General features: G+C 71.3%; 12 protein-coding genes and 1 pseudogene. 8 read left to right on the top strand and 5 right to left on the bottom strand.

Features of this window, described 5'->3' with window-relative positions:
* The first annotated feature begins 143 nt into the window (after positions 1-143).
* From ACGF13_RS18355 to ACGF13_RS18325, 7 genes and pseudogenes are all read left to right on the top strand, one after another.
* Positions 144-1,484 carry a GH1 family beta-glucosidase gene (locus tag ACGF13_RS18355; protein ID WP_392875868.1) on the top strand — a complete coding sequence of 447 codons (1,341 nt, stop codon included), beginning with the start codon at positions 144-146 and terminating at the stop codon, positions 1,482-1,484.
* Positions 1,485-2,163: 679 nt separating this feature from the next.
* Positions 2,164-3,468, top strand: a complete 1,305-nt coding sequence (locus tag ACGF13_RS18350; RefSeq protein WP_392875865.1) for a discoidin domain-containing protein — start codon at positions 2,164-2,166, stop codon at positions 3,466-3,468.
* A gap of 2 nt (positions 3,469-3,470) precedes the next feature.
* Positions 3,471-4,736: an MFS transporter gene (locus ACGF13_RS18345; RefSeq protein WP_392876808.1), complete on the top strand. Its 1,266-nt coding sequence runs from the start codon at positions 3,471-3,473 to the stop codon at positions 4,734-4,736.
* Positions 4,733-5,704: a TolB family protein gene (locus ACGF13_RS18340; protein ID WP_392875862.1), complete on the top strand. Its 972-nt coding sequence runs from the start codon at positions 4,733-4,735 to the stop codon at positions 5,702-5,704. The genes ACGF13_RS18345 and ACGF13_RS18340 overlap by 4 nt, the downstream gene beginning before the upstream one ends.
* 214 nt (positions 5,705-5,918) lie before the next feature.
* The gene (locus tag ACGF13_RS18335; RefSeq protein ID WP_392875859.1) at positions 5,919-6,503 is read left to right on the top strand and encodes a cysteine hydrolase family protein; all 585 of its coding nucleotides are present in this window, start codon (positions 5,919-5,921) and stop codon (positions 6,501-6,503) included.
* Positions 6,500-7,474, top strand: a complete 975-nt coding sequence (locus ACGF13_RS18330) for a GlxA family transcriptional regulator (protein WP_392875856.1) — start codon at positions 6,500-6,502, stop codon at positions 7,472-7,474. Before ACGF13_RS18335 ends, ACGF13_RS18330 begins: the two co-directional genes overlap by 4 nt.
* 64 nt (positions 7,475-7,538) lie before the next feature.
* Positions 7,539-7,667 (top strand): annotated as a pseudogene (locus ACGF13_RS18325) (family 1 glycosylhydrolase); the annotation flags it as partial.
* Positions 7,668-8,040: 373 nt separating this feature from the next.
* Here ACGF13_RS18325 and ACGF13_RS18320 read toward each other — a convergent pair.
* A complete protein-coding gene (locus ACGF13_RS18320) occupies positions 8,041-8,268 on the bottom strand; it encodes a hypothetical protein (protein ID WP_392875854.1) in 228 nt (75 codons plus the stop codon).
* A gap of 503 nt (positions 8,269-8,771) precedes the next feature.
* Here ACGF13_RS18320 and ACGF13_RS18315 point away from each other — a divergent pair.
* The gene (locus tag ACGF13_RS18315; protein WP_045694210.1) at positions 8,772-8,975 is read left to right on the top strand and encodes a cold-shock protein; all 204 of its coding nucleotides are present in this window, start codon (positions 8,772-8,774) and stop codon (positions 8,973-8,975) included.
* 125 nt (positions 8,976-9,100) lie between these two features.
* On the opposite strand, the gene ACGF13_RS18310 is transcribed toward ACGF13_RS18315, so the two are convergent.
* The 4 genes from ACGF13_RS18310 to ACGF13_RS18295 form a co-directional block, all read right to left on the bottom strand.
* Positions 9,101-10,960, bottom strand: a complete 1,860-nt coding sequence (locus ACGF13_RS18310; RefSeq protein WP_392875851.1) for an alpha-keto acid decarboxylase family protein — start codon at positions 10,958-10,960, stop codon at positions 9,101-9,103.
* Complete coding sequence (locus ACGF13_RS18305; RefSeq protein ID WP_392875848.1) at positions 10,957-13,065, bottom strand: flavin monoamine oxidase family protein; 2,109 nt, start codon at positions 13,063-13,065, stop codon at positions 10,957-10,959. The genes ACGF13_RS18310 and ACGF13_RS18305 overlap by 4 nt, the downstream gene beginning before the upstream one ends.
* Before the next feature lie 25 nt (positions 13,066-13,090).
* Positions 13,091-13,273 (bottom strand): hypothetical protein, encoded by a 183-nt coding sequence (locus ACGF13_RS18300; RefSeq protein ID WP_392875845.1) that lies wholly within the window; start codon positions 13,271-13,273, stop codon positions 13,091-13,093.
* A 495-nt stretch (positions 13,274-13,768) separates the two neighbouring features.
* Complete coding sequence (locus ACGF13_RS18295; protein WP_392875842.1) at positions 13,769-13,969, bottom strand: hypothetical protein; 201 nt, start codon at positions 13,967-13,969, stop codon at positions 13,769-13,771.
* Between the last annotated feature and the right edge of the window lie 7 nt (positions 13,970-13,976).

Raw genomic sequence — 13,976 nt, 5'->3', positions numbered from 1 at the left:
GTGGCGCCCGGCGCCGCCGGGCGCCACCGCGGCGAGCGGTCCCTTGTCGATCGTCGGCGGCTACCGTCAGCCGGTCGCCCTCTGGCGTTTCGATGCCGCGCCAGTAACATGAGTGTCCCTCACGTTTACGTCAGGAGGCTGTCATGCCGGACCGCTACGACCTGCCGGCGGGATTCCGCTGGGGTGCCGCCACCGCCGCCTACCAGATCGAGGGGGCGGTGGAGGAGGACGGCCGCGGGCCCTCCGTCTGGGACACCTTCGCCGCCCGGCCGGGAGCCGTCCGCGACGGCCACACGGGCGCGGTGGCCTGCGACCACTACCACCGGTACCCCGAGGACATCGCCCTGATGAAGGGCCTCGGGCTGGACGGCTACCGCTTCTCCGTCTCCTGGTCCCGCGTCCTGCCGACCGGCGCCGGTGCCGTCAACCCGGCCGGACTCGCCTTCTACGACCGGCTGGTGGACGCACTGCTGGAAGCCGACATCACGCCGCTCCCCACCCTCTTCCACTGGGACCTCCCGCAGGGCCTGGAGAACGACGGCGGCTGGCTCGACCGCGACACCGCGTACCGCTTCGCCGAGTACGCGACCGTCATGGCCGACCGCCTCGGCGACCGCGTCCCCGCCTGGATCACCCTCAACGAGCCCTTCGTCCACACCGTCTTCGGCTACGCCCTGGGCACCCACGCCCCGGGCCGCACCCTGATGTTCGAGGCCCTCCCGGCCGCCCACCACCAACTCCTCGGCCACGGCCTGGCCGCCTCGATCCTCCACGAGCGCGGGCTGGAGGTGATGCTCTCCAACAACCTCACCCCGGTCGAGCCGGCCTCCGACTCCGCCGAGGACGCGGCCGCCGCCCAGGCCTACGACGCCCTCCACAACCGGCTGTTCACCGATCCCGTCCTGCTCGGCCGCTACCCCGACCTCTCCGCCCTCGGCGTCCCCGACGACATCTTCGGCGCCGTCCGCGACGGCGACCTCGACCTCATCCACACACCCGGCCTCGACGGCCTCGGCCTCAACTTCTACAACCCCACCCGCGTCGCCGCGCCCACCGAACCCGGCCTGCCCTTCGACCTCGTCGACATCCCCGACGTCCCCCACACCGCCTTCGGCTGGCCCGTCGTCCCCGACGCCCTCACCCGTCTCCTCCTCGACCTCCGCGACACCTACGGCAAGGCCCTCCCGCCCCTCACCGTCACCGAGAACGGCTGCTCCGTCGAGGAGTCCGTCGAACCCGACCAGCCCCGCATCGACTTCATGGCCGCCCACCTCGACGCCCTCGCCCGGGCCGCCGCCGAGGGCATCGACGTCCGCGGCTACTACACCTGGTCCCTGCTCGACAACTTCGAATGGGCCGAGGGCTACCACCAACGCTTCGGCCTCGTCCACGTCGACTTCGCGACGCAGCGGCGCACCCCGAAGGCCTCGTACGCCTGGTACCGCGACCGGATCGCCGCCCACCGGGCGCGGTGGGCTCGTTAGGCCTGGGTTGCCGGGCGCCTCAGGCCGCTGATGCCAGCCTTGACGCCAATGCCGGGCTGTCTTTCGCGCTCTGACGGTCGGCGCGCCGGCGTGGATCGAGGTCGGACAGATCGGTCGGGGACCGGGGCCGTGATCGAGTTCGGCGGCTGCGCCGGGCGGCGGGGGCGCACTGGAGGCCATGACCTGGTCCCTCCCTGCGGGTTGTGAGCGATTCATGTGCGCTCTGTGAGCGGCGGGGCCGAGCACGGCCGGACGAAGCCGGCCAGTGCGGCGTGCACGCCGAAGGCCTCGTACCCCTGGTGCCGCGATCGCGTCGCGGCACCAGGGAACGGTCTGCGGCGGTGGATCATGACGGACCGTCAATCAAGCTGCCCTGTAAGGCACTCGGGCCGGGCGGCGGGACGATGCGGGCGGCGGTACGGTGTCGTCGCCCTATTGATAGGGAACTTTACTTTCTATTACGCTGTCGGCTGGCGGCTTGGCGCGGCGTCCGTGCAGGAGGGGCGTGACGCGCTCAGTGAGAGCTCTGACCCGGCCGCCGCGGCGGTGTGACGCCGCTTGCCGGTGAGTTCGTGTGGTGTGGACCGGAGTCCAGCTCTCGCCGTTTCTCAAGGTCATGGAGTCAGGGATGCGTCTGGGTGTCTCGGCAAGGCCTGTTCGTGTCGGAGTATTCGCCGCTGTGCTCGCGTTGCTCGGCGGCCTGTTGCTCGGCTGGTCCGAGCGGGCGGGGGCGGCGGGCGATCCGCTGATCTCGCAGGGGAAGGCCGCGACGGCCTCGTCCGCCGAGGGGTCGTCGTACGCGGCGGGGAAGGCGTTCGACGGGAGCACCTCCACGCGGTGGGCGAGTGCGGAGGGAGCGGACCCGCAGTGGCTGCTGGTGGACCTCGGAGGGAGCGCGGGGATCTCGCGGGTGAAGCTGAGCTGGGAGGCCGCCTACGCGAAGGCGTACCGGGTCGAGGTGTCGGCGGACGGCGTGACCTGGACGACGGTGGCGGAGGAGAAGGCCGGGAACGGCGGGACGGACGACTGGCCGGGGCTGGGCGCCAGGGGCCGTTACGTCCGGATGTACGGGACGGCGCGCGGGACGTCGTACGGGTACTCGCTGTTCGAGATGCAGGTGTACGGGGTGCCGGACGGCGGCCCGTCACCGACCGGCCCGTCACCGACCGGCACCACGCCGGGTGGGGCGTTCACCGTGGTGGCGGCGGGCGACATCGCCGCGCAGTGCACCGCCTCGGACAGCGGCTGTGCGCATCCGAAGACGGCCGCGCTGGCCCAGCGGATCAACCCGAGGTTCTACCTGACGATGGGTGACAACCAGTACGACGACGCCCGGCTGGCGGACTTCCGCAACTACTACGACAAGACCTGGGGGGCGTTCAAGGCGAAGACCCACCCGGTTCCGGGTAACCACGAGACCTACGACCCGGCCGGGTCGCTCGCCGGGTACAAGGCGTACTTCGGCAGCATCGCCTACCCGCAGGGAAAGAGCTGGTACAGCTTCGACGAGGGCAACTGGCACTTCGTCGCCCTGGACTCCAACGCCTTCGACCAGAGCGCCCAGATCGACTGGCTCAAGGCCGACCTCGCGGCCAACGCGAAGAAGTGCGTGGCCGCCTACTGGCACCACCCGCTGTACTCCTCGGGCGGGCACGGCAACGACCCGGTCTCCCGGCCCGTGTGGAAGATCCTCTACGGCGCCAAGGCCGACCTGGTGCTGAACGGGCACGACCACCACTACGAGCGGTTCGCCCCGCAGGACCCGGAAGGGAAGGCCACCGCGGACGGGATCGTGGAGATCGTCGGCGGCATGGGCGGCGCGGAGCCGTACCCGATCGAGCAGGTCCAGCCGAACAGCCAGAAGCGGATCAGCGGCGAGTACGGCGTGCTGAAGCTGGACTTCACCGACTCCGGCTACGGCTGGAGCTACGTCGGAACGGACGGCCAGGTCAAGGACACCAGTCCGAAGTACAGCTGCCACTGATGATGTACCTGGCCACCACCGGCCGCCGTCCGGACGCGCCGCCCCGCCCCGCCGGGCAGGGGCGGCGCGTCCCCGGCACGGTCATCGCGCTCGGCGCGGTCAGCCTGGTCACCGACGTCTCCTCGGAGATGGTCACCGCCGTGCTGCCGCTCTACCTGGTGCTGGGCCTCGGCCTCTCACCCCTGCAATTCGGCTTCCTCGACGGGCTGTTCAACGGCGCCACGGCGGTGGTCCGGCTGCTCGGAGGCAGGCTCGCCGACCGCGGCGGCGGCCGGCACCGGACCGTCGCCGGGGCCGGCTACCTGCTCTCGGCGCTTTCGCGGCTCGGGCTGCTGCTGGCCGGCGGGGCGGCCGGCGGCATCGCCGCCGCGCTGGCCGCCGACCGGCTCGGCAAGGGCGTGCGGACCGCGCCGCGGGACGCGATGATCTCGCTCAGCGCACCGCCGGAGGCGCTCGGCCGGGCGTTCGGAGTGCACCGGGCGATGGACACCACGGGGGCGCTGCTCGGACCCCTGGTCGCGTTCGCGGTTTTGTGGGCGACTACGGACGCGTACGACGCGGTCTTCGTGGTCAGCTTCGCCATCGGGCTGTTCGGCGTGCTGGTGCTGGTCCTGTTCGTCCCGGCGGGGGCGGTGCCGGGGGCCGGGGTGGCCGGGGCGGCTGTAGCGGCCGCCGAGTCGACGTCCACCGGAAGGAGGAGGAGCAGGGTACTCGGCGACCCGGTGTTCCGGCGGGTCGTCACGGCCGCCGCACTACTGGGGGCAGCGACGATCGGCGATTCCTTCCTCTACCTTCTGCTGCAACGCGGCCTGGACCTGCCGCCCCTGCTCTTCCCGTTGATGCCGCTCGGCGCCGCGGCCGGCTACCTGCTGCTGGCCGTACCGGCAGGCCGGATCGCGGACCGGACCGGGAGGCGCATTCCGTTCCTCTGCGGGCACGCCGCGCTGCTCGCCGCCTACCTCACCCTGATGGCCCCGCCGGGATGGCCGGCGGCCGTACTCGTCCTGGTGCTCCTCGCCGTCTTCTATGCCGCCACGGACGGCGTGCTGATGGCACTGGCCGGGCCGGTGCTGCCGCTCGACGGCCGCGCGAGCGGCCTCGCGGTGCTGCAGACCGGCCAGGCGCTCGCTCGGCTGGTCGGTGCGGCCGGCTTCGGTGCGGCCTGGACGTGGTGGGGGCCGCGCCCGGCCCTGGCGGTGGCCGCACTCGGGCTGGCCGCCGCACTTGTCGCAGCATGGCGGATCCTGCCGGAGAGGGAGGCCTCGTGAAGGCGCGTCCAGTGGTGCTGATCGCAGCCGCTCTGGTACTGCTGGGCGGTTCGCTGGGGTACATGCTGCACGCCCGGCAGCGCAACGGCGGGCAGCGGCTCGTCGCCGCGGAGACCTCGTTCACCCTGGACGAGCCCGGGCTCTACTACCGGGACACCGCCAGCGGGCGGGTCGCCCGCAGCCCGGGGGTGCCGGACGGGCCGTCCTGTGTCCGCTTCCACGCCGGGGGAGACCGGGCCCTGTGCCTGCGGGCGCTGCCCGGCACCCCGGCGCGTACCCAAGCGGTGGTGTACGACCGACGGTTCACCGAGCTCCAGACGGTGACGGTGCCCGGGATCCCGAACCGGGCCCGGGTGTCGGCCTCCGGGCAACTGCTCTCCTGGACCACCTTCGCCGTGGGGGACTCCTACGCGGCGGGTACCTTTTCCACCCGGACGTCGATCCTGGACCTGCGCACCGGCTACTTGGTCAAGTCGGTCGAGTCCATCCCACTGACCGTCGACGGTGCCCGGTACCACGCCGCTGACGTCAACTACTGGGGCGTCAACTTCGCCTCGGACGACAACCGTTTCTACGCCACCGTCTCGACCGGCGGCCGGACCCACCTGGTCGAGGGCGACCTCCGGGCGTGGTCGGCCCGCACACTGCGGGAGAACGTCGAGTGCCCCTCGCTCTCGCCGGACGGTACCCGGATCGCCTTCAAGAAGAAGATCTCGGCCGACCCGGCGGCGCCCTGGCGGCTCCACGTCCTGGAACTGGCGGGACTGCGCGAGCACCCGCTGGCCGAGTCGCGCAGCGTGGACGACCAGGCGGCCTGGCTCGACGGGGAGACGCTCGGGTACGCGCTGCCGGCCCAGGACGGGAAGGGCACCGACGTCTGGAGCGTGCCGGCGGACGGCAGCGGGACGCCGCACCTGCTGGTGCCCGGCGGTTCGTCGCCGGTGACCGTTCCGGCGGCGTCGAAATGACCCGGCGGCCGGCGCCGCACAGCCCCTGCCGATCGGACGGGAGCTCGGCGTCATCACCAACCCCCACCGCGGAGCCCCAGGACGGCGCCCGCGGCCTACCGGCCTGGACGGCGTCCGTTCCGGCCGCTCATTCAGCCCGCCCTGACCGGATCGTTCCGCATCCAGGCCCGATGGGGTCTTCATCCGGGCACCCCGCGGCGGTGAGGATCGAGGCATGACCAACGCACTCCTCGTCATCGACGTCCAGGAATCCTTCCGCCGCCGCGAGAACTGGGCGGCCGTCTCCAACCCCGGGATCGTCGGGCAGGTTGCCCGGCTCGTCGAGCACGCCCGGGCCAAGGGCGACCTCGTCGTCTGGGTCCTGCACGCCGAGCCCGGCACCGGGACGGTGTTCGACCCAGCCCTCGGTCACGTCCGCCTGATGGACGGGCTGGTGCCGATGGAGGGTGAGCCGGTCGTCACCAAGACCTCGCACAACGCGTTCACCACCACCAACCTGCAGCAGCTGCTCACCCGGCAAGCGATCCGCGAACTGGTGGTCAGCGGCATTCGCACCGAGCAGTGCTGTGAGACCACCACCCGGGTGGCGGCCGACCTCGGCTACGCCGTCACGTTCGTGGTCGACGCGACCGCCACCCATCCGATCGAGCATCGCGACGCGCCTGCCGGGCGCAGTCTCGACGAGATCCTTGCCGATCCGCGCACGCTCTCCACGGAGGAGATCATCGCCCGTACCGAGTACGCTCTGGCGGGCCGCTTCGCCACCGTCACCACTGTGAAGGAGTTGACCGGATCGTGACCCGTGTCGTCTTCCTGCTGGTCCCGCAGTTGCACCTGCTGGACCTCGCCGGGCCCGCCCAGGTGTTCTCGACGGCGGCCGACCACGGGCTCGGCTACGCGGTCGGCTACGTGGCCGAGCAGGAGGACGTCCCCACGGCGCAGGGGCTCACGCTGCGGGCTTCCGCCGAGTGGCCCCGGCTCACGCCGGACGACCTGATCGTGGTCCCCGGTTGGCGGGCGTCGACGCTGCGGGCACACGGGGAGCTCTCCCCGGCGACGCTGGAGCGGCTGGCTGCCCACCACGCGGCCGGCGGTACGGTCGCCAGCGTCTGCGCGGGCGCGGACGCGCTCGGCCGGGCGGGGTTGCTGGACGGGCGCCGCTGCACCACGCACCACGACCTCCAGGACGAACTGGCTCGCCGCTACCCGAGGACGGTGGTAGTGCGCGACGTGCTGTACGTGGTGGACGACCGGGTGGTGACCTCGGCCGGCATCGCGAGCGGCATCGACCTGGCCCTGCATCTGGTCGCCGTCCGGCACGGGCCGGCAGCGGCCGCCCGGATCGCGCGGGAGATGGTCGTCTACGCGCGCCGCAACGGCGACGAGCGGCAGGTCAGCGTGATGCTTCGGCACCGCGCCCACTTGGTCGACGCCGTCCACCGGGTGCAGGACCTGATCGACGCCCGCTTCACCGCCCGGCTCAGCCTCGCCGACCTCGCCGGCGCGTCGGGCGTCAGCGAGCGTACCCTCACCCGCCACTTCACCGAGGCCACCGGACTCACCCCGCTGCGCTACCAGCAGGAACTGCGCGTCGAGCGGGCAGAGCACCTCATCGCGCACGGCGCCACCACGGAGGCCGCCGCCCGCGCGGCCGGCTTCCAGGACGCCCGGATGCTCCGCCGCCTGCGCGCCCGCGCCGGAGTCGTCCACGCCGGTGCGGTCCGCGGCGTGGACGGGCTGGCAGAGTGCGTCAACTCCTCCGTCGGATAGTTGACTTGATGGGAGCCAGTGCCTTTCGGTCAAGGTCTTGCCACAATGACAGCCTGTCCGACGGGCTGAGGGCTACCACCAACGCTTCGGCCTCGTCCACGTCGACTTCGCGACGCAGCGGCGCACCCCGAAGGCCTCGTACGCCTGGTACCGCGACCGGATCGCCGCCCATCGTGCGCTTCAAGCGCGGTAGTCGGCATCCATCTGCTGCGGAGTATGCGGCCTCTCGGCAACTCTTGAAGGGCAGCCCAGGTGCATGGTTCGCAACAGCCATGCCGCGGCTGCGCGGCAGAAGACAGGGTGTTCGACAGGTCCGTGACCCATTCCCCGTGGTTCACCCACGGGTGGTTCGGCGATCACGCCGCATCCGGCCCGCGCCAGGAGGTGGATGTTTCGCCGAGTCGGCGTTGGCCGGGTGTCGGTCCACCGCGCGGTGGGCGCTGTGCTGATCGATGCCCGTCGGAATCCGCCCGCACGGACACCCCCGACCCGCCACCTGGCAACGCCACCGGGCGCTCCGCCCGGTGGCGTGCGCACCATGGGCGCGGGAGTCGGGGGCGGCCGGGTCAGAGTACGAACAGCGCGCTGTACGGCGGGGAGATGCGTGCCTGCTGCGAACCGAAGTCGACGAGCACGGCGATGTCGCCGTCGCCTTCGACGCCGACGACCCGGCCGAGGCCGTACCTGTCGTGGGTGACCCGGTCACCGACGGCGAAATGCTTGCGGGGCGCCTGCGGTGGGGCCTTGAAGGGGCTGTTGGGCAGTGGGCGGCGGGCTCCTCTGAATTCTTTCATCCCCTCCAGTATGCGCCGGAAGTCACGGGAGCGGGCCCTTTTCGGCGCACTCGAGTTCGAGTGGGGCGTAATGCGGCGGGCGCCGTCCGGTACGCCCCTGAGCGGTGCCGGCGCGCGGCGTGATCGGTTGCGCGGTGACTGTCGGGACGAGGGCCGGCCTCGCCGTGCCCGCGGGGATCATCCTTCCGGGCCCTCGGCGCCGACACCTCGGGGTCGTGGCAACGAGACTGCCGGCAAGGCGTGTTGATGCCCATGGCGGCTCCGGTTCGGCGACCCCGGGGGCATCTCTCCGAAACCGGGGTTGAAAAATTCGCCCGCAGCGCGCTCGGGCCTGCTAGAGTCGTTTTAGTTGCAGTAGTGGTTCCCATGAACTTTGTGTGCGCCTGCTGATGTATTCGCAGGCGTATTTTTGTTTCCCGGCTCTTCCCGGGTGGGTGCTTCCCGCGGCGACTCGAGGCGTGCGCTGTGCGCGCTTCGGACAGCCTCTTGAAGGAGATTTCTTAATGGCTAATGGCACCGTGAAGTGGTTCAACTCGGAAAAGGGCTTCGGCTTCATCGAGCAGGAGGGTGGCGGCCCCGACGTCTTCGCCCACTACTCGAACATCAACGCCAACGGCTTCCGTGAGCTGCTCGAGGGCCAGAAGGTCGAGTTCGACGTCACGCAGGGCCAGAAGGGCCCGCAGGCCGAGAACATTCGCCCGCTGTAGTTCTTCTGCCACGGCACCCGCCAAGCAGTGAGGGGCCCGCACCGAGCACACGCCCGGTGCGGGCCCCTTGGCATCGCGCCACGACGCGTTCCCAGCCGCTCAGGCCCCTGGCTTCGCGGCGGCGGTCACCCCCGCGCGGGGCCGCCTCCGGCCGCGAGGCACTTCTCGTCGATCTTGTACTGGAGCGCCCTCGGGTAGTCGTGCCGGCTGAGCCGGACGCGGGCCAGGATCGGCGCGTGGTTGATGTCGTTGCCGGGGTCGGCGATGTCCAGCAGGAGCGATTCGAGCTCGGTGTGGGTGGTGAGCTCGTACCCGTGCATCCGGTCCTTGTCCGTGCCGAAGACCTCGGCCAGCTTCTCGTACCGCCACGGGTGCAGCACGTTGTAGAAGTCGGCGCCGTCGGACGGCTTGTCCTTGTAGTAACAGGGGCTGACCAGCATCTGCTCGATGCCGTAGAAGCCCTCGTTGTCCAGGACGAAGACCACCGGCCGCAGGTGGTGGCGCACATGGGTGGACAGCTCCTGGCAGATCTCCTGGAACGAGCCGTCCCCGACGAACACCAGCGGCCGCTTCAGCGGCTTCTGCCGGCCCAGTGCCACGCCGGTGGCCGCGCCGACCGAGTAGCCGATGGACAGCCAGCTGTTCTGCGCCAGGAAGCCGGCCCGCTCGGTGATCCGCAGGTTCATCGAACCGATCAGCGCGAACGCCGCGTCCGAGACCACCGTGAACGGCGAGGGGGCCTGCGGGTCCCCACCGGTGGCCTGGTGCTCCAGGAAGTGGTTGACGTGCTCGAAGAAGCTGTCGTACGTGAGCTCCTCCGGGTATCGGTCGGTGCTCAGCGACTCCAGGAACTCGGCCGTGGTGGCCGGGACGTCCAGGCCCGCCGCGTGGGCCAGCGCGAAGTGGTCGGCCGGGAAGGTCTGTCCCTGCAGCGCGTTGCGCAACGCCGTGATGAACCGGCCGAGTCGGACCTCGGGGAAGTACGTGGCGCCGACGCTGACACCGCCGCGGGCCGCCACGATCCAGTCGTCGCCGATCGACTGCTCGCCGCCGAGGTTCTTGGACGTGGACCAGGTTCCCAGGCCGATCCGGCACCCGGCGTTCTTGAAGGTCTCCCGGATCTCCGGCAGGCTCGCCTTGCCGTTGTAGACGCCGGCGAACAGGGGATGCCGTTCGGAGACCACGGACTTCGCGCCGACCGTGGTGCAGAACTGCATCCGGGTGGCCTGCACGAACTCCGACAGCTCGGCCTCCAGCCGCTGGCGGACGAGTTCCTCGCCGGCCCAGACGATCGGCGTGCCGAACTTCCCGATCAGCTCCACCGCCGCCTCGACCGCCCTGGCCAGCATCTCCTCGTTCCGCTTGGTGGGCACCCGCTCGTGAGACCGGAGTTCACCCTGCGGCGGCTCGCACGGCGCGTGCCAGAGGTCCTCCATCACCTCCAGGTAGACGGGCTTGCGCTCGGTCAGGCACGCGGTGATCGCGCTGTCGATCTGCCAGGGCGCGAGCCCCGGGTTGGAGAGCACCTGCGCGTCCACCGTGACCTGCCGGTAGACGTCCAGGTTGCTCTCCCGGCGCGGGCTCATGTGCGAGGTGAGCAGGCCGACCGCCTGCTGGTTGAGCCACTGTTCGTACGAGGGCGCCGCGTTGATCGCGATCAGCGGCACGTCCTCGACGTACGCGCCGCCGATGGTGTTGAGCAGGCTGAACGCGCCCACCCCGTAGGTCACCGCGACCGCGCCGATGCCGACCTCGTCCTTGTCCGGGTCGGCGTCGGCGCCCCGCACCCGGGCGTACGCGTCCGCGGCGTAGCCGCCACCCATCTCGGTCGGGGTGCCGATCCAGCGCACCTTGGTGGTGGACTGCATGATCGTCAGGAACGGGCCGAGGAAGTCGCCCGGCACCCCGAACAGGTACTGGATGCCCAACTGCTCCAGTCTGGTGGCCAGGTAGCGGGCCACCGTCCATTCGTGCTCGCCGCTCATCTGCTCATCGCCTCCTGTCGACGCTCCCCGCGGACCCGCACCTCGGGCCGGATCTCCGGTTCCGCCGGGGGCGGTGGCGGTGGCGCCTCGTGGACGGCGATGGCCGCCCGCACGGCGGTCTCCACCGCGCCCTCGATCCAGGCGTGCTTGAGCGAGACGTGCTCGCCGGCGAAGTACACCGGGCCTTCCGGCTTGACCGCGTCGAGGTGGAAACTGGTCATCTGGTGCGGGGTGTACACCGCGGCTTCGCCGAACGCGTACGGGTCGCGCAGCCAGCTCTGGGTCTTCCCGTAGCCGGTGTAGAACACCTCGATCCGCCGGCCGTGCACCGACTGGAGGTTGCGCAGCGCGTAGACGTACCGCTCGTCGTCCTCCATGGAGTCCCAGCGCACCGCGTCGTCCGACCAGCTGTAGCCGGCCAGCACCACACCGCCGCCGTCGCTGTCGGGCACCGGGTGCGAGGGGTAGTACATGAAGCGGTTCGGGTTGTCGGTGGTCGAGCCGCCGCCGAAGCAGTTGGTGGCCGGGCGCACGCTCGCCCGGAGCAGCGGGGTGTGCCGGTAGGCCTCCCGCTGGCCCTGGTTGATCCGGCGCTCGTCCACGCTCGCGTGCGCGCCGAGCAGCACCTCCGGCAGGTTGCGCGGGGGCCGGTGGCCGTTGTGGGCGGCGGCCACGGCCGCCTCGGCGTCCTCCTCGCCGGCCCGCTGGTAGTACTCGTACAGGCCGGGTGCGATGGAGTCGAGCTCGACCTTCCAGTCCGCCTCGGTGAACTCCCACCAGCGGCGGGAGAACTCCAGCAGCACCTTGGTGGCCTGGTCGTAGTGGGTTTCGATGATCGCCCGGCGCTTCTTGTACGAGAACGGGGGCGTCACCTGGACGAACCGCAGGGCGGAGAACGGGACCGTCACGATCGCGAAGTCGCCCGTCCAGACGGTGGGTTCGGCCTCCGGGTCGTGCTCGGGAACGGTCATGACGGCGACCTGCGGCCCGTTCGGGCCGACGCTCCGGGCGCCCCCGCCGTCCCGGCGCGTGTCCCAGTACTCCATCCGGATCATCCGCTCGCCCATCCGCAGCTCCGTCCGGAGCTCCTCGGCGAGCGCGTGGGGCAGGTTCCAGCTGCCGCCCTCGATCTCCCAGTAGGTGGCCTTGGGATTGATGTCGCTGCGGCCCAGGAAGGTGTGGAAGAAGGACAGGTGCAGCCGCGAGGTCATGTTCTCGATCGTGCCGATCGCCTCGATGGCCTCGTCGCTGAAGCCCGCGTACTCGCGCAGGAAGCGGCCCATCGAGTAGCCGTCGAAGTCGTGGATCACCCGGGCCCAGCCGTCCAGCCACTCGGCGAACGGCTTGTTCTCACGCTTGCCGTCCTTGATCACCGAGTAGTAGTCACGGACCGGTTCGAGTGCCTGGTTGACCATGTCGGCGGCGGCGATCCGCACCTCGTCGCCGGTGAGGTGGAAGCCCTCGTTGACGCAGCTCGGGTCGGCGGTGTACTCGCTGCGCCGGGCCTGGATCCGGTTGGCGCGGATCCACGAGTTGAAGCGCTTGGCCGGCTCGCGGAAGTCCGGGCTGTCCGCGCCGTACGTCCACACCTTCCCGGGTTCGAAGGACTCGTAGACCACCGGTGGCACGGGCGCGTTCTGGTTGCCGGTGTCCGGATCGACGTCGACGTTGAAGAAGAGCTGCCGCTGCAGGCCGAGGCTGTCGACCAGGGCCAGGGTGAGCGGGTGGAAGCTGGGCAGCCGCATCGCCCCGGCCTCGGCGTACTGCTCCGGGTCGTAGAACGGGCCGTCCACCTCGTCGTCGGTGGAGCGGAAGGTCTTGATCCGCCCGCCCACCCGGTTGGCGTTGGCCTCCAGGATGGTGACGTTGTGTCCGGCGTCCTTGAGCAGCTTCCCGGCGACCAGGCCGGCGATGCCCGCGCCGACGATCAGCACGTCCTTGGACTCGTCCGTCTCCGGGATGCCGTCCTTGATCAGGACGTCGAGGTAGCGCAGCTTCAGGTCCTTGTCGTCCGGACCGACCAGCAGCAGTTCGCGCGCCAGCTGCCGGCAGGTCTGCCGGCGGGCGCGTTCGTTGGTGGCGCCGTTGATGGCGGGGTTCTCCATGGTGTCTCCTCGGAGCGCTCGGGGGTCAGGAGCCGACCGGCTTGTTGGGGAGGTCCCTGCCCTCGGCGAGCAGGCGCAGCGTGCTGATCGAGGGGGTGAAGGCGTCGAGCGCGTCCCCCTGGGTGTCGGTGTTCGTACGCGCCGGCTTCGGTTGGGGCGACTGCTCGATGGACGGCACGGCGGTGGGACGGGTGGGGGCTCTGGTCATGGTCGGGCTCCGAGCGGCGGGGGTGCGGGCCAGGCAGCGCTGGTCACAACATGCGAGAGGTGTGCTACTCAACGTAGCTTCGTCGTCGAGAGGCCTGTCAACCGGAGGTCGGCCTCTCGGCGGGGTCACGCAGCGTAGCCAGGTGCAGCGCTTCCGCGCAGGTATGCGCCGGAAGCCGCACGGCGTCGGTGGGGCCTCCCACCGGGGAGTGCCGTGCGGCGGCGAGTGGCCCGGTGGTTCCGGGCGGGTGGTCGGCCGACGGGGCCCGGCAGCGCCGTGGAGGCGGTCACGGAGGTCGACCGCGCGGTGTCCGCACCGGCCGGGCGCTGGGTGGCGGAGCGACCCGAGGAGGCGGGGGCGGCATGAGTCACGGGACGCTCCCCGAGCGGATCGCGTACGGCGTACCGCACCGACACGGCACCGCCGCCCACCGGATGCCGTGGGAGCGGGCGCGGGCGACCGCCCGGAACAGCGCGGGCCGGCCGCTGCCCGCCGTCACCCGCCGACCTCTCCGGGGGTCTCGGCCGCATCCTTGCCGGGCCGCTGACGGCGCTCACTACCCGCGCCGCCGTGCCGTTGCCGTTCGACGGCCCGGCGATGCTGCGCGGTCCGGCCCTCGCCGACGGCCTCGCGGTCGTCGCGCCGGGTGGGCTCGCCACGGGCGCCACCGTCGAGGTGCCGGACGTGCTCGGCCACCGGCCGT

The organism is Kitasatospora sp. NPDC048286, assembly GCF_043201735.1.
In the GTDB taxonomy this organism is placed as follows: domain Bacteria; phylum Actinomycetota; class Actinomycetes; order Streptomycetales; family Streptomycetaceae; genus Kitasatospora.
Note: the sequence above shows the minus strand (reverse complement) of the source record. Positions and strands in the feature narration are given on the sequence as shown.

Coding starts and splice junctions, on each gene's coding strand:
- ACGF13_RS18355 (WP_392875868.1), top strand. CDS start 144: ATGCCGGACCGCTACGACCTGCCGGCGGGATTCCGCTGGGGTGCCGCC.
- ACGF13_RS18345 (WP_392876808.1), top strand. CDS start 3,471: ATGTACCTGGCCACCACCGGCCGCCGTCCGGACGCGCCGCCCCGCCCC.
- ACGF13_RS18335 (WP_392875859.1), top strand. CDS start 5,919: ATGACCAACGCACTCCTCGTCATCGACGTCCAGGAATCCTTCCGCCGC.
- ACGF13_RS18320 (WP_392875854.1), bottom strand. CDS start 8,268: ATGAAAGAATTCAGAGGAGCCCGCCGCCCACTGCCCAACAGCCCCTTC.
- ACGF13_RS18315 (WP_045694210.1), top strand. CDS start 8,772: ATGGCTAATGGCACCGTGAAGTGGTTCAACTCGGAAAAGGGCTTCGGC.
- ACGF13_RS18310 (WP_392875851.1), bottom strand. CDS start 10,960: ATGAGCGGCGAGCACGAATGGACGGTGGCCCGCTACCTGGCCACCAGA.
- ACGF13_RS18305 (WP_392875848.1), bottom strand. CDS start 13,065: ATGGAGAACCCCGCCATCAACGGCGCCACCAACGAACGCGCCCGCCGG.
- ACGF13_RS18300 (WP_392875845.1), bottom strand. CDS start 13,273: ATGACCAGAGCCCCCACCCGTCCCACCGCCGTGCCGTCCATCGAGCAG.